At 52.9% G+C, this 23,052-nt stretch carries 18 protein-coding genes and 2 pseudogenes; 8 read left to right on the top strand and 12 right to left on the bottom strand.

Features of this window, described 5'->3' with window-relative positions; all coding sequences use genetic code 11:
- Positions 1-2: 2 nt before the first annotated feature.
- Entirely contained in the window at positions 3-884 is an 882-nt protein-coding gene (locus AACU55_RS07215; protein ID WP_134705316.1) for a LysR family transcriptional regulator, read from the top strand.
- A 231-nt stretch (positions 885-1,115) separates the two neighbouring features.
- Here the strand turns inward: AACU55_RS07215 and AACU55_RS07210 are convergent, their stop codons facing one another.
- Genes AACU55_RS07210 through AACU55_RS07200 form a run of 3 tightly spaced genes read right to left on the bottom strand, consistent with a single transcriptional unit; the run spans position 1,116 to position 3,261 of the window.
- The gene (locus tag AACU55_RS07210) at positions 1,116-2,099 is read right to left on the bottom strand and encodes a saccharopine dehydrogenase family protein (RefSeq protein ID WP_134705315.1); all 984 of its coding nucleotides are present in this window, start codon (positions 2,097-2,099) and stop codon (positions 1,116-1,118) included.
- Positions 2,096-2,500: a VOC family protein gene (locus tag AACU55_RS07205; RefSeq protein WP_013578042.1), complete on the bottom strand. Its 405-nt coding sequence runs from the start codon at positions 2,498-2,500 to the stop codon at positions 2,096-2,098. Before AACU55_RS07205 ends, AACU55_RS07210 begins: the two co-directional genes overlap by 4 nt.
- Before the next feature lie 17 nt (positions 2,501-2,517).
- Positions 2,518-3,261: an SDR family NAD(P)-dependent oxidoreductase gene (locus AACU55_RS07200; RefSeq protein WP_037032745.1), complete on the bottom strand. Its 744-nt coding sequence runs from the start codon at positions 3,259-3,261 to the stop codon at positions 2,518-2,520.
- A 134-nt stretch (positions 3,262-3,395) separates the two neighbouring features.
- Between AACU55_RS07200 and AACU55_RS07195 the strand changes: the two genes are divergently transcribed.
- Both AACU55_RS07195 and AACU55_RS07190 read left to right on the top strand, forming a co-directional pair.
- Positions 3,396-4,298 (top strand): AraC family transcriptional regulator, encoded by a 903-nt coding sequence (locus tag AACU55_RS07195; RefSeq protein ID WP_013578040.1) that lies wholly within the window; start codon positions 3,396-3,398, stop codon positions 4,296-4,298.
- Positions 4,279-4,500: pseudogene (locus tag AACU55_RS07190) on the top strand (hypothetical protein); the annotation flags it as partial. The gene AACU55_RS07195 and the pseudogene AACU55_RS07190, both read left to right, overlap by 20 nt.
- Positions 4,501-4,571: 71 nt before the next feature.
- Here AACU55_RS07190 and AACU55_RS07185 read toward each other — a convergent pair.
- Positions 4,572-6,971, bottom strand: coding sequence for a glucose/quinate/shikimate family membrane-bound PQQ-dependent dehydrogenase (locus AACU55_RS07185; RefSeq protein ID WP_013578038.1), 2,400 nt, complete (start codon positions 6,969-6,971; stop codon positions 4,572-4,574).
- 178 nt (positions 6,972-7,149) lie between these two features.
- Positions 7,150-9,303 carry a TonB-dependent receptor PqqU gene (gene pqqU, locus AACU55_RS07180; protein ID WP_013578037.1) on the bottom strand — a complete coding sequence of 718 codons (2,154 nt, stop codon included), beginning with the start codon at positions 9,301-9,303 and terminating at the stop codon, positions 7,150-7,152.
- A 787-nt stretch (positions 9,304-10,090) separates the two neighbouring features.
- On the opposite strand from pqqU, the gene AACU55_RS07175 reads away from it, so the two are divergent.
- Positions 10,091-10,849, top strand: coding sequence for an alpha/beta hydrolase (locus tag AACU55_RS07175; protein ID WP_134705313.1), 759 nt, complete (start codon positions 10,091-10,093; stop codon positions 10,847-10,849).
- Between the two features lie 34 nt (positions 10,850-10,883).
- Here the strand turns inward: AACU55_RS07175 and AACU55_RS07170 are convergent, their stop codons facing one another.
- The 7 genes and pseudogenes from AACU55_RS07170 to rhaS (AACU55_RS07140) form a co-directional block, all read right to left on the bottom strand.
- On the bottom strand, positions 10,884-11,702 hold the full coding sequence (locus AACU55_RS07170) for a hypothetical protein (RefSeq protein WP_013578035.1): 819 nt from the start codon (positions 11,700-11,702) through the stop codon (positions 10,884-10,886).
- Complete coding sequence (locus AACU55_RS07165) at positions 11,702-13,165, bottom strand: hypothetical protein (RefSeq protein WP_134705312.1); 1,464 nt, start codon at positions 13,163-13,165, stop codon at positions 11,702-11,704. The genes AACU55_RS07170 and AACU55_RS07165 overlap by 1 nt, the downstream gene beginning before the upstream one ends.
- A 74-nt stretch (positions 13,166-13,239) precedes the next feature.
- Positions 13,240-13,512 (bottom strand): annotated as a pseudogene (locus AACU55_RS07160) (contractile injection system protein, VgrG/Pvc8 family); the annotation flags it as partial.
- A 201-nt stretch (positions 13,513-13,713) separates the two neighbouring features.
- Positions 13,714-14,691: a hypothetical protein gene (locus AACU55_RS07155; RefSeq protein WP_240785613.1), complete on the bottom strand. Its 978-nt coding sequence runs from the start codon at positions 14,689-14,691 to the stop codon at positions 13,714-13,716.
- Positions 14,692-14,931: 240 nt separating this feature from the next.
- The gene (locus AACU55_RS07150) at positions 14,932-15,513 is read right to left on the bottom strand and encodes a LutC/YkgG family protein (RefSeq protein WP_037032739.1); all 582 of its coding nucleotides are present in this window, start codon (positions 15,511-15,513) and stop codon (positions 14,932-14,934) included.
- Between the two features lie 71 nt (positions 15,514-15,584).
- Positions 15,585-17,024 (bottom strand): aldehyde dehydrogenase, encoded by a 1,440-nt coding sequence (gene aldA, locus AACU55_RS07145; protein WP_134705310.1) that lies wholly within the window; start codon positions 17,022-17,024, stop codon positions 15,585-15,587.
- Between the two features lie 195 nt (positions 17,025-17,219).
- Positions 17,220-18,044 carry an HTH-type transcriptional activator RhaS gene (rhaS, locus tag AACU55_RS07140; RefSeq protein WP_037032737.1) on the bottom strand — a complete coding sequence of 275 codons (825 nt, stop codon included), beginning with the start codon at positions 18,042-18,044 and terminating at the stop codon, positions 17,220-17,222.
- Positions 18,045-18,445: 401 nt separating this feature from the next.
- On the opposite strand from rhaS (AACU55_RS07140), the gene rhaS (AACU55_RS07135) reads away from it, so the two are divergent.
- The 4 genes from rhaS (AACU55_RS07135) (at position 18,446) to AACU55_RS07120 (ending at position 23,050) form a co-directional block, all read left to right on the top strand.
- Complete coding sequence (gene rhaS, locus AACU55_RS07135; RefSeq protein WP_013578029.1) at positions 18,446-19,438, top strand: rhamnose ABC transporter substrate-binding protein; 993 nt, start codon at positions 18,446-18,448, stop codon at positions 19,436-19,438.
- 68 nt (positions 19,439-19,506) lie between these two features.
- The gene (locus AACU55_RS07130; RefSeq protein ID WP_134705309.1) at positions 19,507-21,021 is read left to right on the top strand and encodes a sugar ABC transporter ATP-binding protein; all 1,515 of its coding nucleotides are present in this window, start codon (positions 19,507-19,509) and stop codon (positions 21,019-21,021) included.
- Positions 21,018-22,031, top strand: a complete 1,014-nt coding sequence (locus tag AACU55_RS07125) for an ABC transporter permease (RefSeq protein ID WP_134705308.1) — start codon at positions 21,018-21,020, stop codon at positions 22,029-22,031. Before AACU55_RS07130 ends, AACU55_RS07125 begins: the two co-directional genes overlap by 4 nt.
- A gap of 56 nt (positions 22,032-22,087) precedes the next feature.
- On the top strand, positions 22,088-23,050 hold the full coding sequence (locus tag AACU55_RS07120; RefSeq protein WP_099049221.1) for an ABC transporter permease: 963 nt from the start codon (positions 22,088-22,090) through the stop codon (positions 23,048-23,050).
- Positions 23,051-23,052 lie beyond the last annotated feature (2 nt).

Raw genomic sequence — 23,052 nt, 5'->3', positions numbered from 1 at the left:
CCATGGATATACGTCATCTCCGTTCATTCATCACTGTTGCTGAAAATCTGCACTTCTCTCGATCAGCTGAGCAGTTGGGCGTGTCTGCACCCACCCTCACCGCACAGATTCAGGAGGTGGAGCGCATGCTGCAAGCGCGTCTATTTAACCGAACAAAACGAACAGTTCATCTGACGCCAGCCGGAGAGATATTTTTGACGGAAGCGCGTGCAACACTCGAACAGCTTGAGAGAGCGATCAACGTGGGCCGACGCGCCGGGCGTGGTCAGGTTGGAAGAGTGGAGATAGGTTATGTTGGTTCAGCGGCATTTTTCGGGGTACTCCAGGAACAGGTCCAGCGGTTTCGCAATAAATGGCCCGACGTTATGCTTAACACGAAGGAATTACCCACCGAGCAGATCATGCCGCTCCTTGAGGAAGGCAGGATAGATTTGGCTTTTGTCCGAACGCCCGTGCATCTGCCTCTGTCTGTCTCCAGCCATGTCATGGCACGGGACCGATTCTGTGTGGCTCTGCCGGCAGACCACGCTCTGTCGAAGATGTCGACGGACATACTCCCGCGCGCGCTTTCCAATGAGTCGTTTGTGATCCCAGAACAAGGTCTGGGCTTGCGTGAGGTCGCAAGGCGTGGAAAATTCGATCCACATATCGTCTCGTCGCCCGGAACTCTGGTTGCGGTGTTGACACAAGTAGCGCTGGGTATGGGTGTCGCAATCATTCCCAGTGTGCTGATCAACACGATTCAATTGCCGAATGTCGTTTTCAGAGAAATTGCCGGCCCTGCTATTGTTTCGGAGGTGGCGGCACTATTTCGAAGGCATGAGCGATTGCCAACGGTGCGCAATCTTATTGAACAGATGCTCGAGACTGACTGCCGCGCTTAGAACGGCGATCCGCTGTGCAATGCGCAGACAAACGCGTAATGATATGGCTGCCTGGCGTCAGACGCGATATATCCACTGCCAGGTATGGCCAATAAGCGGCAGCGGTGCTGATTAACCGAGGAAAGTTGATAGATGACTGGCCAGTCAGACTGAAGCTGCATAATCAACTTGCCTGCTGATAAAACCAGTCAACTGCCACGCAGCTTTAGCATGGCTTTACACACCTATGGCTCAGAGTATGGAAATACGCGTCCCTTGAATACTCAGCGCAAAATCTGCACCAAATACTTTAGCCGGCGTCTGAAATCCAGGCTGGCTTGCTCCGCTAAGCACCCGTCTGGCGGCTTCGACCGCAGCGAGTGGCGTATAGGAATATCCGTTGACCGTTTCAATGACTGCATGGTGAATGTCACCATCAACCCCGGTCATTTCTACCACTGCACGAGCGACATTACCTGCGCGCTCTTCCTGAGAGGGGCCATCAGGCAAGCGTGATAAATCTCCGGATGGAAAGGCATCGCCACTCACATGGACATACATTTCAATATTTGGAATGCCGGTTGAATGCCATGCAGTAACAAGATCACCGAAAGAGAGTGGCGCACATTCTACTTTCCCTTCACCAAAATCAAAAAAGTCTGTTTTGGCATCGGTTTTCGTCGTCAGTTCACCATTGACCCTGGCAAGCAGACCCGCGCTGATAATCTCTCCCACACTGAAGGCCGAACCCCGTGACATTGAGCCTGCAACCTGCAGCGCAATTCTCAAGCGTACAGGCTCATGCACCTTTTCAGCTATCGTCACCGCGAGACAATCCGTTGGCACAACATCCCATCCCACACCAGGCAGTAACATGACCCTGGCCGTGGAGGCGAGATCATGCAGTGACTCCACCAGCCGATAAACGTTGATTTCTGCAGTAATATCCAGGTAATGAACACCCTGAATAATGGAGGCTCGCATCAGTGATTCTGAGGTGTGAGCAAAAGGACCGGCGCAGTTCAATACAACCGTTATCCCGTCTAAATGACGAGGGAGAGCCCCGGCATCATCCAACGCAAAAGCATGGGCCCTTACGTCCAATGTTTTCGCCAGTTCATCCAGTTTTTCTCTATTTCTGCCGGCAATCACGAAATTGAGACCAGCGTCTTTTGCCTGTTTGGCAATCATGCGTCCGGTATAACCGGTGGCACCGTAAATAAGTAATGTTTTCATGATGAGGTGTGCTGCCAACTTTTATAGACGAATTCCAGGGTGTAGCCGTCGGGATCGATAACGCCGGCAGCGTAATAACGGGGATCATAATAAAGGCGTGCGCCCGGCGCACCATTGTCAGCGGCTCCCGCACTCATTGCTGCGGCATAGGCTTCATCAACCCTTTCTTTGCTATTGGCGACAAAGCCAACGTGCGTGGCCCCGCCTGCAGCGTCCCCCTCGCGCAGCCAGAAAAATATCCGGCCGTTGGCACCAAAGCCTTTGAGGTCAGGATGCCCCGGCGGCCCATCATTTCCGTCATAGTCCAGGCGAACGGTGACGCCGAGAGGCGCCAGGGCTGCGGTGTAAAACGCAACGGAACGCCCGATTTCAGTCACCGATAGAAAGATATGATCGATCATAGAGCCTCCTGTCATCATTAAATGTGATAGCCGCCAGCCACTTCGATGGACTGAGCATTAACCCAGCCATTTTCATCCGACACCAGACTCGCAATGACCTTACCTACATCGTCAGGCTCCCCAACGCGTCCAAGCGCTGTTTGTGAAGCGAGTAAGGCTTCGAACTCATCATTCAGGCCGCCGCCCAGGCCGGTACGAATTGCACCTGGAGAAATAGCGTTTGCGCGAATACGGCGTGGCCCAAACTCCTTGGCCATATAGCGTGTCAGTACCTCGAGCCCTCCTTTGAAAGCGGCATAAGGCGCCACGCCTGAAGTCGCAACTCGGGTCGTTGCGCTGGTCACATTCACGATGTGCCCCCCATCAGCAAGGACGGGCAAAAGAGCCTGTGTCAGGAAGAACGGGCCTTTAAGGTGAACATTGAACAGACTGTCGAACTCATTTTCTGTCACCGTTTCAATCGGGTTAAAAAGGCCGAAACCGGCATTGTTGATCAGTACATCAAAATCAGAACGTTGCCAGAAACGGTGTAGTAAATCCTCAAGGGTCTTCCTAAAGGTAAGGAAAGTTTCAGAGCGCGAAACGTCAAGCTGGACAGCGATAGCCTTACCGCCAGTCGCTTCGATTTGTTTGATAACCTTGTCAGCGGCTTCGGGATGATTATGGTAGGTGAGTACCACGCCCATACCGCGTGCGGCACACTGGATAGCCGTACTGGCTCCGATACCACTGCTTCCACCTGTTACAAGAATAACTTTCATGATGTTTCCTTTCTCTGTGTTTGCGTTGGAGTAATAGTAAGATAAGGGTCAAACAGGGGCTTCCGTGTTCCTGCTCGATTCTTGCCTGTTTCTGCTTTATGCTCCTTTCAACGATGAGACCGAGGATGTAAGACATGATGATGCAATCCCAGCTTGATGAGCTTTGTGGTCTTGCCGCACACGCCAGCAACTGGCGAACGGAGACGGGGATCCCACGCGTCGCGATGGTTCAGGGAAATATTCCGGCTTCGGCACTGGCTGCGGTTTATGAGCCAATGATCAATCTGATCCTCAGGGGAAGTAAGTCGATGACGGTGGGCGACCGGGTTTTCAACTATGACCCTGCCTCGTATTTTGTGATGTCGGTTGATTTACCTGCAGTGGGTGCTGTTCATCCGTCTGCGACGGGAGAACCGTATCTGGCGGTGAGTCTGACCCTGGAACCTCAACGGGTGGCTGCTATGCTGGACGATTTACCTCAATCAGCCATGAAAAACAGACCGGAAGGCGCGTTCTCTGTTGCCTCAGTGACATCGGAACTTCTTGATGCGTGGGTCAGAATGCTGCGTCTGATGAAGACCCCCGACGATATCCCCGCCCTCGCGCCCAATTATGAGCGCGAAATTCTGTATCACGTATTGAAAGGACCTCATGGCTGGATGCTGAGGGACATTGCTTCTCCGGGCACGATGTTGGCCCGAATCGGCAATGCCATTCGCTGGTTAAGACATAATTTTACAGAAGAGTTTGTCGTTGAATCATTGGCCGAACGGGAGGCGATGAGCGTATCGGCTTTTCATCGTCACTTTAAAGCCGTCACGGCCATGAGTCCTTTACAGTATCAAAAGCGCGTTAGGCTACTTCATGCCAGAACGATGTTATTAGGCAGGCAACAAAGCGTGACGTTTGTTGCCCAGGAAGTGGGGTACAGGAGTGTGCCCCAGTTTAACAGGGATTACGCCCGCATCTTTGGTCTGCCACCGCTAAAAGATGTTGCCCATCTGCGTAAGGTCATCAATGTGCGTGACAATCCGTAATGTGAAAGCAGGCCAGGATGTGGTGATTTACGAACCCGCTAATGTGTATGACTGTATTCTCGGTGATGACGTTTTTGTCGGGCCCTTTGTGGAAATTCAGGCCAACACCAGCATCGGACGGGGGACAAAAATCCAGTCGCATACCTTTATTTGTGAATATGTCACTGTCGGGGAAAATTGCTTTATCGGCCACGGCGTGATGGCTACGGGCGTTGTAGCCATAAAAAAGGCCGCTTTCGCGGCCTTTCAGATTTCAGAGCTTATGACAGCTAATTATTTAGCGTCAGCGTCTGGCAGTGCGTAAGCGATGATGTAATCGCCCAGTTTGGTGCCGAACGAACCGTGACCGCCTGCTGCGATAACAACGTACTGTTTGCCATTCACAGAGTAAGTCATCGGGGTCGCCTGGCCACCTGCTGGCAGACGAGCTTCCCACAGTTTGTCACCGTTGCTCATATCAAATGCACGCAGGTAGTTATCTGCGGTCGCTGCGATGAAGAACACATTACCGGCGGTAGAAATCGGTGCGCCCAACATTGGCATACCCATTTTGAACGGCAGCGGTAATGGTGAGCTGTCACGCACGGTACCGATACGTTTTTTCCACACGATATCGTTGGTTTTCAGGTCAACGCCGGAGATGTAACCCCATGAAGGCTGTTTACATGGGAAGCCCAGCGGAGACAGGAACGGGTTCAGCGTCACGCCAAATGGCACGCCGTACTGTGGCTGAATGCCAGTCTCAGTACCGGAACCACCTTTATCGTTCTCATCTGGCTCCATAGGGTTGCCAGGACCACGTGGGATCAGTTTAGACACGAACGGCAGTGCGATCGGGTTAGCGATAGCCACCTGACGGTCGGTATCCACAGAAATACCGCCCCACTCGAACATACCGAGGTTACCCGGGAACACCAGCGTGCCCTGCTCGGATGGCGGTGTGAAGGTGCCTTCATAACGCAGTTTGTGGAAGATCACACGACACATCAGCTGGTCATAGATCGTTGCGCCCCACATGTCTTTACCGGTCAGTTTGGCTTCCGGACGGAAAGTCAGTTCGGAGAACGGCTGAGTCGGAGAAACGTGGTCGCCTTTCGCTGCGCCTTGCGGAACAGGTTTTTCAGGTGCATCAACAATCAGCTTACCGTCACGGCGATCCAACACGAAGATGTTACCGGTTTTAGTCGGTACATAAATCGCAGGAACTTTGTTGCCGCTCTTGTCAGTGATATCAGCCAGCGTTGGCTGCGCCGGAACGTCCATATCCCACAGGTCGTGATGAACGGTCTGATAGAACCACGCCAGTTTACCGGTGGTCGCATTCAGCGCCAGCAGGCCGCTCGCATAACGTTCCATTTCCGGAGTACGGTTGCCGCCCCAGATATCTGGTGTCGCTACGCCGATTGGCAGGTAGACCAGATCCAGTTTGTCATCATAAGCCGCAGGCGCCCATGAGTTCGGGGAGTTTGGCGTGAAGTGCTGACCATCTTCAGGGATTTTGTTCGGTTCAGCCGCACCCGGATCGAAGGCCCACAGCAGTTTGCCGGTTTCCACATCAAAGCCACGGATCACGCCGGAAGGCTCGCGGTTTGAGTAGTTATCGGTAACCGCACCCGCCACGATGATCACAGATTTAGTGATGATTGGCGGTGACGTTGGCTCGTAGTGGCCTGGCGTTGCGTAAGGCATGTTGCCTTGCAGGTTCAGCTCACCGTTGTTACCGAATGCCGGGCAACGTGCGCCGGTTTCAGCGTCCAGCGCAAACAGACGTCCATCGTTGACGGGCAGAATGATACGACGTGAACAGACAGCAGGCGCTGCGCCATTAGCCGCATCACCTTGTGCAGCAGGTGTGGTCTCGTGATAAGACACACCGCGACAGGTCACGTGCTGGAAGGTCGGGTTAGAATTGAGCTGCGGATCGAACTTCCACTTCTCTTTACCGGTCGCGGCATCCAGAGCAAACAGCTTCTGGTGCGGCGTACACAGGTAAAGCATGTCGCCGATTTTGATTGGCGTCACTTCGTCAGTGATTTCGCCCGGATCGTTCGGGGTCTTCAGATCACCGGTACGGAAAGTCCAGGCCACGTCGAGCTTGCTGACGTTTTTATCGTTGATCTGGTTCAGTGGCGAGTAACGGGTACCGCCCTGAGTACGGCCATAGGCCGGCCAGTCACTGGCAGGAACGCCGGAATCGGTTGCCGCCGGTGCAGCATCGGCAGCTTTAAGGGTGCCGTTGATTTCCTGCGGATCGTTGAAGACGGAGTACGCCAGCACAATCACGGTGAACAGCAGGGAAACGGCCAGAGCGCCGCGTGCGAAAGCGTTTTTCGCCAGCATCTGGTTATACACAACCGGCAGCAGGATCCACAGGCCCAGGAAGAAGGTGACGTCTAAACGCGGCGTCAGTGCCCAGAAGTCTGTGCCTACTTCCCACACCGCCCACACCGTGGTGCCGAACAGGAAGATTGCGTACAGCAGTAATGCAGAAGAGCGACGGCGATACAGCAACCACGCGGTAACCAGCGAGATAACACCGGCAATAATGTAATAAAGAGAACCACCTAATTTTGCCAGCCAGATACCGCCGACAAGAAGATAAATCCCGCTTAACGCGGCGAACAAAGCGGTAATTATGACGACGATGCGTGATAACGAGGCTTTCGTTTCCATAGTTGATGACCTTACTGATTTTTTATAATCGTCGATTCAGGCATAGCCCGAATCTTCAAGAACATCCGGTTCTCACCGGGTGTCATTCCTTGCATGTGCTGCCCCGCGTCAAAAAGTGCAGGTAACGGGCAGCACCGCGTGGTTCGTTGTTCTGCTGACTGAACGTACTGACTAAAAGTTATTCGAAACTATAAGAAAGCGTAGCGCCGCCACCGTAGTTTCTGCCAGGTGCCGGTTCGAAATAACGGCCATTGCCTTCATTAACAATCACAGAACCGACATAATTTCTGTCGAACAGGTTGTCGACGCGGGTAAACAAATCGAGCGTCACTTTGTTCCAGTTGAAGCGGTAACCCGCATTCACGCTGGCCACGGTATAAGCGGGGGCCTGTTCACTGTTTTCGTCGTTTACTTCAATGTCGCTCATGTATCGCACATCGGCGCCCGCGTGCCAGCCGTCAACCGGTGCCCACTCAAGAGAAGCGTAGCCCATGTTGCGCGCAATACCCGGCAGTCGGTTGCCTGCTGGTGTGCAATCACCCGCGCCACAGGTCTCGTTGCGGAAAGTAGCATCGAGCAGCGTCCAGGCCATTTTCACGCGCCAGTTTTCTTCAATCTGCTGATCTAACGACAGTTCCAGACCGCGACGGCGTGTCTTACCGGCGTTGGTGTAGCTCGACCGCCCGCCGACACTTTGTGCCACAATCAGCTCGTCATCGGTATCGGTCTGGAAGACGGCAGCGGTCACTAAACCGTTGCCCACGCGCCATTTGCTGCCCAGTTCCACGGTGTTACTGGTGGAAGGTTCCAGTCCCAGATTCAGGCCAGATTTACCGTCGGTGCGGTAAGAAAGCTCGTTAATGGTCGGCGTTTCGAAACCGCGCCCGGCCGAAATATAGGTGTTCAGTGCAGGCGTCACGGCATAGTTCAGTGACGCCATCGGCAGCAGTTTGTGATAACGGCGCGAACCGCTGTCATCAGGGTTGCTGCCGGTAATGTAATAATCCTGTGAGTCAAAACTCACGGTGCTGTAGCGCGCACCGGCATCCAGCGTCCAGCGCGATGTCAGGTTCCACGTGGTTTGCAGATAGGGATCGAGGTTCCACATCACGTTCTTTTCGTTACGGCGTTCGTCGCCTTTCACGCCCAGATCGCCTTCATCATTGAAGTTTTCATAACCGAAACGACGCTCGGTCATGGTTTCATAATCCAGACCGCCGGTGACGGAAAACGGCACGGAACCTATCTGATCGTCATGTTTCCAGCGGGTATCCACACCGGAATACTTACGTTCCAGAACAATCACCCCGCCCGCGTTCAGCGGATTTTTCTGCGATGCCGCCGGAATGGTCTGGTACTGCGTCGTGTGGCGTTCGCCGTGATAAGTCATCAGGCTGAACTCGTCGTTTTCGCCCATCTGACGCTGATAGCGTAACCCGACCTGAGTCTGATCCAGACTCTTACGTGCGTTGTACTGATCGGCGCGTTTGGCCTGCTTCGGGTCATCATGCCATTCAGATTCTGTCAGGCCACCCGGATCGTTGGCATCCACGGACACGCTGTTAAACATCAGCGTCAGGGTGCTGTCATCATCAATACGCACGCCCAGTTTGCCGTTGCCGAGATTTTTCTGCGTACCGCTATGGTCACGGTAGCCGTCAGTGGTGAAACGGGAACCGGAAATCAGGTAATTCACATCACCGGCATGGGTGCCGTCGCCGGTTGCGCCGCTGGCTTTGACGCTGTTACGAAACGAACCGTAGCTGCCGAAATAAGTGCCCGCTTCCAGTTTGGCAGGCTGTGAACCGGTTTGGGTATCGACGTTCACCACGCCGCCGGAGGCGTTGCCGTACAGCGCTGAGAACGGCCCGCGGAGCACTTCAACACGCTCTACCGAGTTCAGATCGATATTGGAGGTCTGTCCCTGCCCGTCCGGCATGGTGGCAGGAATACCATCAACGTAAATACGCACACCGCGCACGCCATACATGGAACGGCTGCCGAATCCGCGAACGGAAAGTTGCAGATCCTGCGCATAGTTCTGGCGGTTCTGAACCTGTAAACCGGGGACGCTGCCAAGGCTTTCAGACAGATTGACCTGCGCTTTGCTGTTTCTGAAATCCCCGCCATCAATCACGCTGACTGCCGCCGGGGTATCGAGTTCGGATAATTTACCGGTGCTTTCACGCTTGATGACCATCATTGTTGATGAGCCGGCGGTGTCACCCGCATCATCTTTCGGCGACGCTGTCGAAGACTGGGCGTAACTGACTGATACCGGGTTAAAAAATGACAAAAACGTGATGATAAAAGCAGAGGTTTTGGCGTTCACTTTATGAGTTCTTTTGTTTTACGTTAAAAGGTTGAGTCAAAAAATACGACGCATCTCTCAATTCTGGACATAAGAAGTAGACATAAATTGACCAATCTGATTGAGAGCCGTGAAGGGGCTCACTATAGATTTTTTCTTCTTGTTAGTACATACGCAACTTTACAAATATAACTTTTTAACAAAATACCGCACGCAGTGTACATCTGAGGCCATTTTCAAATTCTATCTCCGCGCAAAATACAGGGTTTTATTCGTCTGATACCGTTTATATTCCGACACAAAATAAACATCCGCTTTCATTCGAAAAATCATCCAACGATCTCCCGGTATTTATCCGCGCCTCAGTGGTAACGATTACACAATATACAACCATCTGATAATTAGGTTATTTACCGGAAAACAAAAATGCACCTGATGCGTATTTATCAGAGAATATTTTCAGCTGGCTAATTCCTTTTTATCTTTCGAAATCCAGACGAAGGCGCAGACTTCAGAATAAATATAGACCACTATTTCAAGACAGCGGCATATTCATCGCTGTTTTTTCAGACGATAAGTTCCATGTAATGAAACCGTGGCGTCTTTACAAAAGATATAAAATGGAGAATTCTCACAGCGCTTAAAATACCCGCAAATAAAGCCGGGGAAACGTTTTCACCGCATCCTGCGGGTCAGCGGCTTTATGACTTTTTTGTCATCCGCAGGTCACTCCTCTGTCAGAGCGCCACACGCAAAGTGGCATCACACACTGAGTTTCATTTCTGATCACAGTAAAAGAGGTCGTGCCATGCGTTTACGTGTAGTTTCAACATTGTTGTTTGCCGCCACTGCGGCGTTCGGTTCCCAGGCAGCCACCGCTGCGCCAGTGAAAAATATCGTGCTGGTTCACGGCGCATTTGTTGGCGGCTCTGGCTGGCGTCCGGTATATGACATTCTGACCCGCGATGGCTATAAAGTGACACTGGTACAGGAACCACTGACGTCGTTTGCCGATGACGTTGCAGCCACTAAACGTATTCTGGACAGACAAAACGGCCCTGCCATTTTGGTCGGCCACAGTTATGGCGGCGCGATTATTACTGAAGCAGGCAACGATCCGCACGTAGCGGGGCTGGTGTATATCGCGGCGCATGCGCTGGACAACGGGGAAACCGAAGCGATTAACGGTAAGAAATTCCCGAACTCCGCGCATCCGTTTGTGAAAACACCGGACGGTTTCCTGTACATCAATCCGGCCAATTTCCCGTCTGATTTCGCCGCAGACCTGCCACGTAAACAGGCTGAATTTGAAGCGCAGGCCCAGATGCTGACATCCGCTAGCGTATTTACTGCGAACATTCCTGATCCGGCCTGGAAAGTGAAACCGAGCTGGTACATGGTGGCGAAGTCCGACAAGATCATTAACCCTGATTTAGAACGCATGTACGCCAAACGCGCACACAGCCACACCGTGGAAATCGCAGGCGCCAGCCATTCCGTTTATGAATCACATCCAAAAGAAGTGGCCGCACTGATTGAGCAGGCGGCAATGGGGGCAGTGAAGTAAAATTATTGACGGCGGACTAAGGCGAACACTTTGATCAGCCGTATAATTCTTCCGGTAATCCTTTTGGGAAAAAACCTTCTGGCGGCACATCGATAAATTCGCCTTCAACCCGACGGATAAGGGTCCAGCCGGTTTCGGTCCACTCAGTTTCTTCCCAACCGTAATCTTTTTCACCTGTGTCTGGGTCTGACCAGTTACTGCGCCTGATGCCCTGAGATGCAGGGACTGGTTGCCCAAAGTCCTCGGGAATAAACCGGGCTGGTGCAAACTTAATATCCGGAAGATAGAATCCTGTTTGTTCGGGATTTTGTCCTATTTCTATTCTTACGGAAGGATCAAGTTCATAACAAGGTATTTTTGCTGGGAGTTCAATGTTTGAATATAAGCTTCCGCAGCCGGTATAGGTCAAATCCCCGTCGTCCCAATTGCCGCGCAAAGTATATGACAGTCTATTGTCTAATGCTGATGCTTTATATTCTAATTCAGAGATATTTAAAATATCCTCCTCCTTCATCCAGCCATTCCAAAACTCGACAATACCTTTGTTAATATTGCTCATAGCATGACCGATATCGAATGCTTTGATATCGTTATGAGTTCGTAGGATATAAGCTTTCATATATCGTTCTTTCATTGGCCTGATATTAGGCATCACCCGAGACTCCCATACCACATCGGCCTGTTGCCACTGTGGGAGCTTTCTGGCGTTAAGCGGCATTTCACGTTTATATCTTGCCAGTGCTTCCTCATGTGCATCGATATAAGCAATAATGGCATCACGGGTTTCGGCATAATGTTCTGCTGAGATAAATTTTTCTAAAAAGTAACATTCCTGCGGATGTAAAATACCCATTATTCTTTTCCTTTTGGTTCATACCAGTTGTTTTTATTCTCTAGCTTCGGTAGCCCCAGATAAGGGCTGACAGGGTCACCGGCCACATCACCATAGCCCCAGCCGGTTTTACGCCGCTCACCGGTAAACTCTTTTCTAAGCTGCGACGGGTCCAGTACGATTTGTACCGCTCCACCTTCCAGCGAATATTCTTTGGCATTCTCATTAACTTGTGTTGCAGCGCGACCTTCCCAGACTTTAAGCGGTTGCCCCGGCGGAACGGTGTAAACGACATATTCCCCGTTTTCATTCCAGCTTTTCCATACGGCAAAGTTTTTACGCCAGTCACTTTTCGATGTCAGTTTTTCAAACTCTGCCTTACGCATCCAGCAGATGCTGTTGTCTGAAGAGTTTGGGTCAATGACCCGATAGATAATTTCACCCGGGGGAATTTCAACGCCTGTCATGGAATTATCGAAAGTATTAAATTTCCCATTCAAAGGTGTTTTGCGGTGAGGCATGTTTTTAATGTCTGGCCAGCCTTGGTCAATTTGGACGATTTGTGGTTTGGATAGTTTTTTAATCGGCTTATATTTCTCCACGGATACCCCAACATCCACCCAATCCGGTTTTTCCTGCTTAAACATCTCCACTTCTTTAGCCGCCCGTTCGCCGCCGTAGAGGTGTACGTTGGTGCCCACATGCGCGCGGTAGGCATTGTCACCTTCAACACGCAGGCGGTTTGCCAGTTTTTCCAGTAAATCCGTGACGGGGCCGAGGGCTTTACTTAGCATCCGGTCCGCGTTGCGACGTACTGCCATCAGCATGTTCCACAACGCGGCTACGGGTTGCTTTAACGATGCCGGGCCCCAGGCCGTGACTTTATCGAGAAGTTTTTTGGTGACGGAGAGGAGCTCATCAAAAACACTTAACAGGTCGAAGACGTCCAGGCTGTCGATCACGCCGCGTAATTTCTCCTCGAGGAAACGGTAAGGGTTATAAATTTTCAGATACTTCAGCGCGCTGCGCGTGGCGGGCATATTCAGAAAATCGTTCAATGAGCCGATGGCGCCTTCAAGAGCACGGTAAAGCTGGCCGGGGTTGTTTAGCTGATCCAGATGACTTTTGCGCAAATACAAAAACAGGACTTTAAATCCGCCCTTGCACAGCGACCCTAACACCGGGAAGCAGCCGATCAATGTCAGGCATAACGCAACCCATGCCCAGGTGTCGCTGTCGTCTTCATTAATTTTTTTGCAGTTCGCCACCAGATCGCGGATATCGCAGAGCTGATCCACAAAAGGGATCATGGAAATCACCGTCCCCGTGACGACCTGTCCGGTGGTTTGTCCGGTATTGAAATCTCCCTGCAGGGTTTCCCAAATCCACTGGCCTGCGGCCTCAATTTTTCTTTGTCCGCTGCAGACCCAGCTGTCAGGTGGCGGGGTGAAAAATGCCAGCGCCTTTTCGAAATTGTCATCCATTGGTGATTGTCCCTGTTATTTCGTTAAAAGGCTGTCCGTTGCCGCATCAAGTGAGGTGTAGCGTTCCCGGTCCGGATCCGGTACAGGGTTTCGTCGGCGGAGGTGGACAGGCGCTGAAAGTCACGGATAACGCCGTACACGGCGCGTTCAGGCTGGAAAGGCGTGCCCACGGTAAAGCGGGCAAACTGGCGCAGCATCTGCGCGGCACCGATATCCGGTTCGGGGCAGGTGACGTCAACGGTGTAGGAAAAAGTCTCGCTGAGATATTCCTCGCCGCGAAAGTTCAGCACGTCCAGATGGTACGGGCTGTTCCAGATATCGAGAGAATAGCGGGAAAGTGTGTTCATTCCGGTCCCTGGCTGACATGTGAAAAGCATCCTGCTTTTCGGGGTGTGAGGAAACTGTATTCACATGGTGAAATTGTGGGAATAGAGTTTACTCAGAATTGGGAATTCGGGAAGTGTTAATAATGAGAGGTACCAGACAAAAGGTAGTGAAGCCCTTCTGTTATCTGACCACAACAGAGGCTCTTTAGACCCGCCCCCCGGTTACGCCCTGCGGGTAAACGCAATCATCAGGGAAAGGGCATAGACGACGCTGCCCAGAAATACAGCGGGGGCAAGACTGTCAAACAGATGTCCGGGTTGGGCATCTGAGTACAATACCAGCGCAACGACGGAAATCCCCATGATGGCGCCGGGTATGTGGATCCAGCGGGTCAGGCGTTCTTTTTGCTTTTTGTAGGCAGCAAATTCCTGATTTGTTCTTTCCAGCGCATTACTGAGCCGTTCGCAGTCTTCTTCGTTATCACACAAGCGTTCGGCCAGGCGGCTGTTTTCATCTTCCAGCTCGGCAATCTGCTTCTTCAGTTTTGCCTTTTCGTTCTTCGCGTTCTGCCCTTCATACTCTTCGAGTTTCAGGCTGGCCCGTAGCTGCGTGATTTTACGGTTCGCCTCGGCCGTCAGTTCTTTCTGCTGTCCGAGCAGGGCGTAATTCCCGTCAGCACGGCGGTTGGCGGCATGGCGTTTATCTTCTTCCTCACGCACACGGCGTTCCGACTCGGTTTCCAGCCGGGTTAAACGCTGTTGCAGCGCATCACGCGCCGCCGCCATCGCGGTCATCTGACTGCCGGTATACGCAATCAGGCTGTTGGCGGCATCGAGTTCTGCGGAGTTTGAATGGCCGTCTGCACGCTGGCGCGAACGCAACAATGCCAGTTCATCGGCGTGCTGCTTTTTCTGTATGTCAGATTGTCGAAGCAGTTCGCTGATGCGGGTGTTAAGACGCAACAACTCCCCTTTCATCCGCTCAGCGTCTTCTGTATTGCCTTTGCCTGTTTGGTTACGCGCAACGGCCAGTTCATTCTTCAGGCTGCACACCTGTTTTTCCAGTGAGGCGAGCTTTTCGAGCGTGACGGCGGTGTCTTTATAAACAGTTTTTACTTTTGCCTTATCTGTCTCGGCGCGGCTGAAACTGATGCCTCTGAGCGCGCTTTCCACTTCGCGGGCGATGGTTGTTTTATCCATGGCTTTCATCCGGTTGCACGCACTGGCCAGGAAAGTGGCTGCTTCGTTGCTGTTACCGGTTCCAAATGCTTGTTTGATAAGGCTCTGTATCACGCTCATGGTTGCCGCACTCACTTGCCGTAAAAAGTCAGGGCACGCCCGTTGTGCACCCGTTTACTGATTGTATCAGATAGGATTTATTTTATTTACAGGAGTTATTTTAAGCGGGATGAGTACAGCAGGATCCGTGGGTTTTCGGACTTAAAGCGCGATCACCCGCAGGCTTTGGACGCCTTTGGCACCCAGCATCAGCGCACTTTCGCTGTCGGCCATCGCCGCCGGGCCGGTGATCATAATGGTGTAGCGGGCATTGAAAGGTTGCGGCTGACGGTGGGCGAGATGCAGATGTTCGATGATGTGGTTAACGTCGAGCAGCACGACCAGGTTTTTAGCCATCGCGCTGAGGGTGTTCACACAAAGTTGCGGATCACTGAGAAAGACGGCGCCGGTTTCTGCGACACCAAAACAGGCACGGACCACGCCGACATCAACATCTTTCAGCGATGCCGCCTGAGTACGGGCGTCGAGACTCCTCTCTGCGATAATCTCCGGCGTGGCGGAGCAAAACAGCGAGTCTGCCGGATATAACCCGCGCAGATAGGCATTCAGCGTGGTGTAGCCATTTTGCGGTGCCCGCAGGAACCGGTCATCCCAGATACCGCCCATCAGGGTCAGCGCACGGCCAAATTCTTGCTGCGGATGGGATTTTTCAGCCGGTGGCGGGAACAGCGTTTGCATGAATTTATGCTGACGAATGCCGGTCAGGAAATCGTTGCGGCTCATGGGGTTTCCTTGTCAGGTGAAAGTCAGCAAAACCGGAGTCAGGTTCCCCTGCTCCGGCCACAGTGTGTTAATTAATGGAACTGCAGGTACGCGACATGCGTTTGCAGATATTCCTGCAAGCCATGTTTACCGTCGGCACCACCGACGCCCGACTTACGCCAGCCCGCATGGAAGCCCTGCATGGCTTCGAAGTTTTCACGGTTGATGTAAGTCTCGCCGAATTTCAGCTGTTTCAGCGCTTTCATCGCCGTATTTATATTGCTGGTGTAAATCGATGACGTCAGGCCATATTCGCTGTCGTTTGCCATGGCAATCGCCTCATCCAGCGTTTTGAACGTGGCGACCGGCAGCACCGGACCAAACACTTCTTCATGCATGATCGGCATGTCCTGCTTCACATCCACCAGCACCGTCGGCTGATAGAAGAAACCTTTGTCGCCATGACGTTTGCCGCCCAGCAGCACTTTTGCGCCCTGTGACACGGCTTTCGCCACTTTATCTTCCACACGCTGCAATGCCGCCGCGCTGATCAGCGGTCCCATATCCAGCTCTTTTTGCTCGGCGGTATTGCCGAACGTTACTTTTTTCATCGCTTCGCTGATGCGCGAAATGAATTCGTCGTATACGCCTTCCTGCACGTAAACACGCTCCGCGCAGTTACACACCTGCCCGGTATTGATAACGCGCGAGCTCACGATGGCTTTCACCGCCAGATCCAAATCGGCGTCATTCATCACGATGGCTGGTGCTTTGCCGCCCAGTTCCAGTGAGACTTTAGTGACGTTCTGTGCCGCCGCAGTCATGGTGGCGATACCTGCAGCCACGCTCCCGGTCAGACTGACCATGCCGACTTTAGGATTCGCCGCCAGTTCCTGCCCGACGGTCGGGCCGTAGCCGGTGACAATATTCAGCACACCTTTTGGCAGGCCAATTTTGTGAATAATTTCCGCGAAAATCACCGCGTTGTTTGGCGTGATTTCACTCGGTTTGATGACGATGGTATTGCCGGTGATCAGCGCCGGGGCGGCTTTACGGGCGATCAGGAAGAATGGGAAGTTCCACGGCAGAATACCGGTGGTCACGCCGATGGCTTTGCGGAACACAAAGATGTTTTCATTTGGCCGGTCACTCTGAATGATTTCGCCTTCGTAACGGCGTGCCCATTCCGCCATGTAATCAAGGTAGTCGGCGGTGAACAGTACTTCGGTTTGCGCCAGGCCGTAGGTTTTGCCGCCTTCCGCGATAATGGTTTCCGTCAGTTCAGCTTCGCGCTCACGAATACCGTCGGCGATTTTATGCAGCCACACGCCGCGCTCTACCGCAGGTAACGCTTCCCAGCCCGGCTGCGCCGCTTCTGCTGCATCAATGGCTTTTCTGGCGTCTTCTGCTGAGCCTTCAGGGATCTGCGAAATCACCTGTTCTGTCGCCGGGTTCACAACGTCGATCCACTTACCGTCGGTGTTTTCAACGAACTCGCCGTTGATGTACATACGTTTCTGAACTGTGCTCATGTAAGGGTCTCCAAAATACGGATAGAGTTGATGAACGAGTTGTTAATAAAAAAGTTCTTTTTTGTGAAGTTTTAACAGCCTGTTCTATCCGTCTGGTTTTTACCTTTCCGTGATTGCCACTTAACTTTAAGAAATGGCAAAAATGTCATGGTCGGACGGCCCGACATAACAATTTTGCAAAATACAGGGTTCCGCTTACTGATACTGACGAACACTTCTGGGTGCATAGCCAAATTCACGTTTAAACAATGTGGAGAAGTAATTGCTGTCGCAGAAACCACAGTTGTGGGCAATCTCGGTGATCGGGCTGTCGCTGAAACGCAGCATGTTGCGCGCATTGAGCAGACGCAGGCGGTTGAGGTAATTGAGCGGTGTGCAGCCGGTTTGTTGTTTCATCTGACGATGCAAGGTACGCAGCGACATCGAGAACTGCGCGGCCAGTGCCGGCCAGTCGATTTCCTCATCATAATGTTCATTCATCCAGTCCAGCACATTGTTCAGGTCACCGCCCTGCCCGCGATATCCGACATCACGGCTGCCTTTGCGCAGCAATAATAAGAGCTGCATAAAATATAATTCCTGCTGAGCCTGAGATTCCGGCGATTGCATGGCGGGTTGTCGCGCCAGCAAATTAATCAGCGTTTTGGCCTGCACAATCTGAGTCGGGCTGATGCGCCAGTGCGCCGGATACACCCCGTCCACTTCCTGCGGCAATAAATCACCGACGCCATTAAGGAAACGAAACGCGTTCGGGCTGCGATACAGCACGTTGGTCAGATGCAGGTTTTCGGTATCTTCATAAAGATGATGGTCGCTGTGACGCACAAAACAGACGCTCCCCGCGCTGAGGATCAGCGGCTGGTCATTAAAAACGTGCGTGCCGGTACCTTGCTCGACCAGGACAATTTCATTGAAATCCTGATGATGATGTTCAGGAAAAGTTTCCTGCGGATAACGGGGTTCAATGGCGACCGGGAAATCTCCTGAGGGGAAATACTCACTACTGCGTAACACGGTCATTTCCGACTCCTTATTAACACTATCGTAATATCTTAGTCGTCGCCGGGGCAGCCATCGGGCTGAAACTGTGATCCGCCAGCCGCTTTTGAACAAAACATTTCCCGCCTGATGAAATCCGGTGTAATCCGGCGTTCTGCGTAGCTTTATGCCTTATTTCAGTGCGGTTTTCTGAAACCGGTAATGTGTGTTTTTCTGACCGTTTAGCCTGCCTGAAATAAGATTGTTATCAAATTGTGAGGTTGTTCGCTCAAACCTTTGCGTCTTTGCCATAGTTCGCACTGAACTGGCACTCGCGGAAAGGTGAGGCTGTCAGCAACCTCCTAGAGTCGTGATCATGCGCCTGGCGCGTCGGCAACTTTTTGGTCGTTAAACTTTATGCGGACTTATGCGGAGTACAAAAAATGAAATTAAAACACGTACTGAGCCTTACCCTGATGGCGAGCAGCATCCTGCTGGCAGGCGCGGCATCGGCAGAAGTGAAGATCGCCCTGGTAGCAAAATCGTTGGGTAATGGTTTTTTTGAAGCAGCAAACGTTGGCGCACAGCAGGCAGCTAAAGAACTGGGCGATGTGAAAGTGATTTATACCGGCCCGACCACCACCACCGCCGAGGCGCAAATAGAAGTGCTCAATGGCCTGATCGCCCAGGGCGTCGATGCCATTGCTGTCTCCGCCAATGACCCGGATGCGCTGGTGCCGGTGCTGAAAAAAGCCATGCAGCGCGGCATTAAAGTCGTGTCATGGGATTCCGGTGTCGCCAAAGAGGGCCGCCAGATCCACCTTAATCCGTCTAACAACGCGCTGATTGGCGAAACCAACGTCAAACTGGCCGCCGATGCGCTGAAAGCCCTGAACGTAGAAAAAGGCGATGTAGCCATCCTGAGCGCCACGCCAACCTCCACCAACCAGAATCTGTGGATTGCGGAAATGAAAAAAGTGCTGCCGAAATACCCTTCGGTGAATCTGGTGACGGTCGCTTATGGCGATGATCTGTCAGATAAAAGCTACCGCGAAACCATTGGCCTGCTGAAATCCTATCCGGACCTGAAAGTGATTATTTCCCCTTCTTCCGTGGGTATCGTGGCGGCCGCACAGGCAGTGAAAGATCAGGGCAAAATCGGCAAGGTTTACGTAACGGGACTGGGGCTGCCGTCTGAAATGGCGGGCGCAGTAAAATCGGGCGCCACCAAAAGTTTTGCCATCTGGAACCCGATTGATCTGGGTTACGCCGCCACTTATCTGGCTGATGATTTAGTGAAAGGCACCGCCACTAAAACCGAAGCCAGCATGGGCCGTTTAGGCAAAGTGAAACTCGATGCAGACGGCAGCGGCGCCATGGCTGAACCGTTTGTCTACGACGCCAGCAACATCGATAAATTCTCTAAAATCTTCTGATCCTGAATGCGGCTGACCGGGTTACCGTTCAGCCGTTTTGTTGTACTTAGCCAGACAGGGGAAACTCCATGAGTGATTCAGCGACACCGTTGTTGTCATTGAAGGGCATCAGCAAAGTCTTTCCGGGTGTCAGGGCGTTAAATAACGTTCATGTGGATTTGTATCCGGGAAAAGTAACCGCCCTGATTGGCGAAAACGGCGCGGGGAAATCGACGCTGGTGAAAGTCATGACCGGCATTTATCAGCCGGAAGAAGGCGAGTTGCACTATAAAGCCATTCCGATAAAACTGCCGAATCCGGAATCCGCACACAAAATCGGCATCACCGCCATTCATCAGGAAACCGTGCTGTTTGACGAGCTTTCCGTGACCGAGAATATCTTCGTCGGTCACTATCTTTACCGCGGCATTTTTAAACGTCTGAACTGGCCGGCGATGCATCAGCAGGCACGCGATATTCTGACGCGTCTGGAAGTAAACATTGATCCGCATGCCATTCTGAAAGAGTTAAGCATCGCGCAGCGCCATATGGTGGCCATCGCCCGTGCGCTGTCGTTTGATGCGCAGGTGGTCATTCTCGACGAACCCACTGCCGCCCTGTCTCAGCATGAAATCGTTGAGTTTTATCAGATTGTCGAACGCCTGAAACAGGAGGGTAAAGCGATTCTGTTTATCTCGCACAAATTCGACGAGATCTTCTCCATTTCCGATTACTACACCGTTTTGCGCGACGGCAGCTATGTCGGCTCCGGCAAAATCAGCGACATCAGCGAACAGCAGATGGTGACCATGATGGTAGGACGTGAAGTCAGTCAGGCTTACCCGAAAGTGAACTGCAAACCGGGCGACACGGTACTGGAAGTGCAAAACCTCAGCCATCCGACCGAATTCGCAGGCATTAACTTCTCACTGCGCAAAGGCGAAATCCTCGGTTTTTACGGGCTGGTCGGTGCGGGAAGAACCGAACTGATGCAGGCGTTATTTGGCGTCACGCAACCGAACGGCGGCAAAATTCTGATCAACGGCAAAGAACACCATTTTTCCCGTCCTTCTCAGGCCATCCGCGCAGGGATTGTGTATGTGCCGGAAGAGCGCCAGAAACAAGGCGCGATTATTGATTTGCCCATCAGCCAGAACATCAGCCTGCCACAGCTCAGCCAGCTTAATCCGCGCGGCGTGCTCAACGACAAAAAAGAGTGGGCGCTGGCCGATGATTACGCCAGACGGTTGCAGGTGAAAGCGTCAAGCTGGAAACAGGCCGTCGGCACGCTGTCGGGCGGAAATCAGCAGAAAGTGGTGATCGCCAAATGGCTGGCGACCAAACCGGACATCATCATTCTCGATGAACCGACCAAAGGCATTGATATCGGCTCGAAAGCGGCAGTGCATCAGTTTATGTCGGAACTGGTGGGTCGCGGGCTGGCGGTGATTATGGTGTCGTCAGAACTACCGGAAGTGATGGGCATGGCCGATCGCATCATCGTGATGCACGAAGGGCTGATGGTGGCGGAATTCAACGCCGGTGAAGCCAGCGCAGAAATGATTGTCAGTGCGGCCAGCGGCGCGGGCGAGGAGGCAGCATGATCAAGAACCTGCTGAAATATCGCGAGCTGCTGCTGGCGGTGGTCATCGTACTGATGGTGCTGGGCGTCGGCGCCCGCTCGCCGGAGTTTATCGGTGCCGGAAACCTGCTGGAGATGTTTAACGATACCTCGATTCTGATCATCCTGGCGCTCGGGCAGATGATGGTTTTGCTGACCAAAGGTATCGATTTGTCGATGGCCGCCAATCTGGCGCTGACCGGCATGATCGTCGCGCTGATTAACTTCCATCATCCGGATATTCCGGTGTGGTCACTGGTGTTACTGGCAACCGTACTCGGGTTGGTGATGGGGGCGATTAATGGCCTCCTGGTATGGAAAGTCGGTATTCCGCCGATTGTGGTGACGCTCGGCACCATGAGCATTTATCGCGGCATTATCTTCCTGCTTTCCAACGGCGGCTGGATCAATGCCCATCAGATGAGCCCGGAATTCCTCAGTCTGCCACGCGCCACCTTTATTGGTCTGCCGCTGCTTGGCTGGTGTGCGATTGCCGCGCTGATTCTGGTGGCGTATTTCCTGCGTTACAGCCGGACCGGACGCGCACTTTACACGGCTGGCGGCAACGCCACGGCGGCGTATTACACCGGCATCAACGCAGGCAAAATGCAGTTCGTCAGCTTCTGCCTTTCCGGCGCACTGGCGGGTTTCTGCGGCTATCTGTGGATCTCACGCTTCGCCGTGGCTTACGTGGACGTCGCCAACGGCTTTGAATTACAAATTGTTGCAGCCTGCGTCATTGGCGGGATCAGCACCATGGGCGGCATCGGCTCGGTGGTCGGTTGCCTGCTGGGCGCGCTGTTCCTCGGCGTCATCAACAATGCCCTGCCGGTGATTGAAGTGTCACCGTTCTGGCAGATGGCGATTTCCGGCGGCGTGATTGTGATTGCCGTCATCCTCAACGAACGCGCCAACAAACGTAAAGGACGGCTGATTCTGCGCCACTCTCCCGCCGTCCAGCCTGTGCGAACTGAAACCGGGGTAAGATCATGAACAAGACCTTAACGTCGCGCAACACGCCGCATTCCGCTGCCGGAGAAAACACCACCATGGCTGTCACGCCGTTTTTCCGCCGCCTGATGTGCTGGGAAGGATTTTTACTGCTTGTGACGCTGCTGGTATTTGTGGTGAATGCGTTCGCCTCGCCGTATTTCCTCAATATATGGAATCTGTCGGACGCAACGTTTAACTTCACCGAAAAAGCCATCATTGTGCTGCCGATGGCGATGCTGATTATCGCCCGGGAAATCGATTTGTCGGTCGCTTCAACCATGGCGCTGAGTTCCACCATTATGGGATTCTGCGCGCAGGCCGGTTTGCCAACACCGGCGCTGGTCGGTGTCGGATTGAGCGTCGGCCTGTTGTGCGGGCTGATTAACGGCCTGCTGGTCACCCGGCTGAATCTGTCGTCTATCGTGATTACCATCGGCACCATGAGCTTGTTCCGTGGCATCACCTACGTGCTGCTCGGCGATCAGTCGCTGAATAAATATCCCGCCAGTTTCGCGTGGTTTGGTCAGGGCTATGTCTGGGGGCCATTGTCGTTTGAATTTGCGCTATTCCTGGTGCTGGGCGCGGTGTTTTATTTCCTGCTGCACAAAACTAACTTTGGACGCCGCACCTATGCCATCGGCAACAATCCGGTCGCCGCGTGGTACTCCGGGATTAACGTGAAACGCCATAATCTGACGCTGTTCGTGCTGGTCGGCGTAATGTCCGGACTGGCAGCGGTGCTGCTGACCTCACGGCTTGGCAGCACGCGGCCAACACTGGCACTTGGCTGGGAACTGAGCGTGATTACCATGGCCGTGCTCGGCGGTGTCAGCGTGCTCGGTGGTTCCGGCAGCATGACCGGCGTAATTATTGCCGCGTTCCTGATGGGGCTGCTGACTTTCGGCCTCAGTCTGCTGAATGTGCCGGGTATCGTGATGTCGGTGATTGTCGGTGCGATGTTGATCGTGGTGATTTCACTGCCGGTGCTGTACCGCAAGGTTCTGGCGCGGGGGAAATAGCG

This window comes from Rahnella sp. CJA17(1/100) (assembly GCF_963881615.1).
GTDB lineage: Bacteria > Pseudomonadota > Gammaproteobacteria > Enterobacterales > Enterobacteriaceae > Rahnella > Rahnella aceris.
Note: the sequence above shows the minus strand (reverse complement) of the source record. Positions and strands in the feature narration are given on the sequence as shown.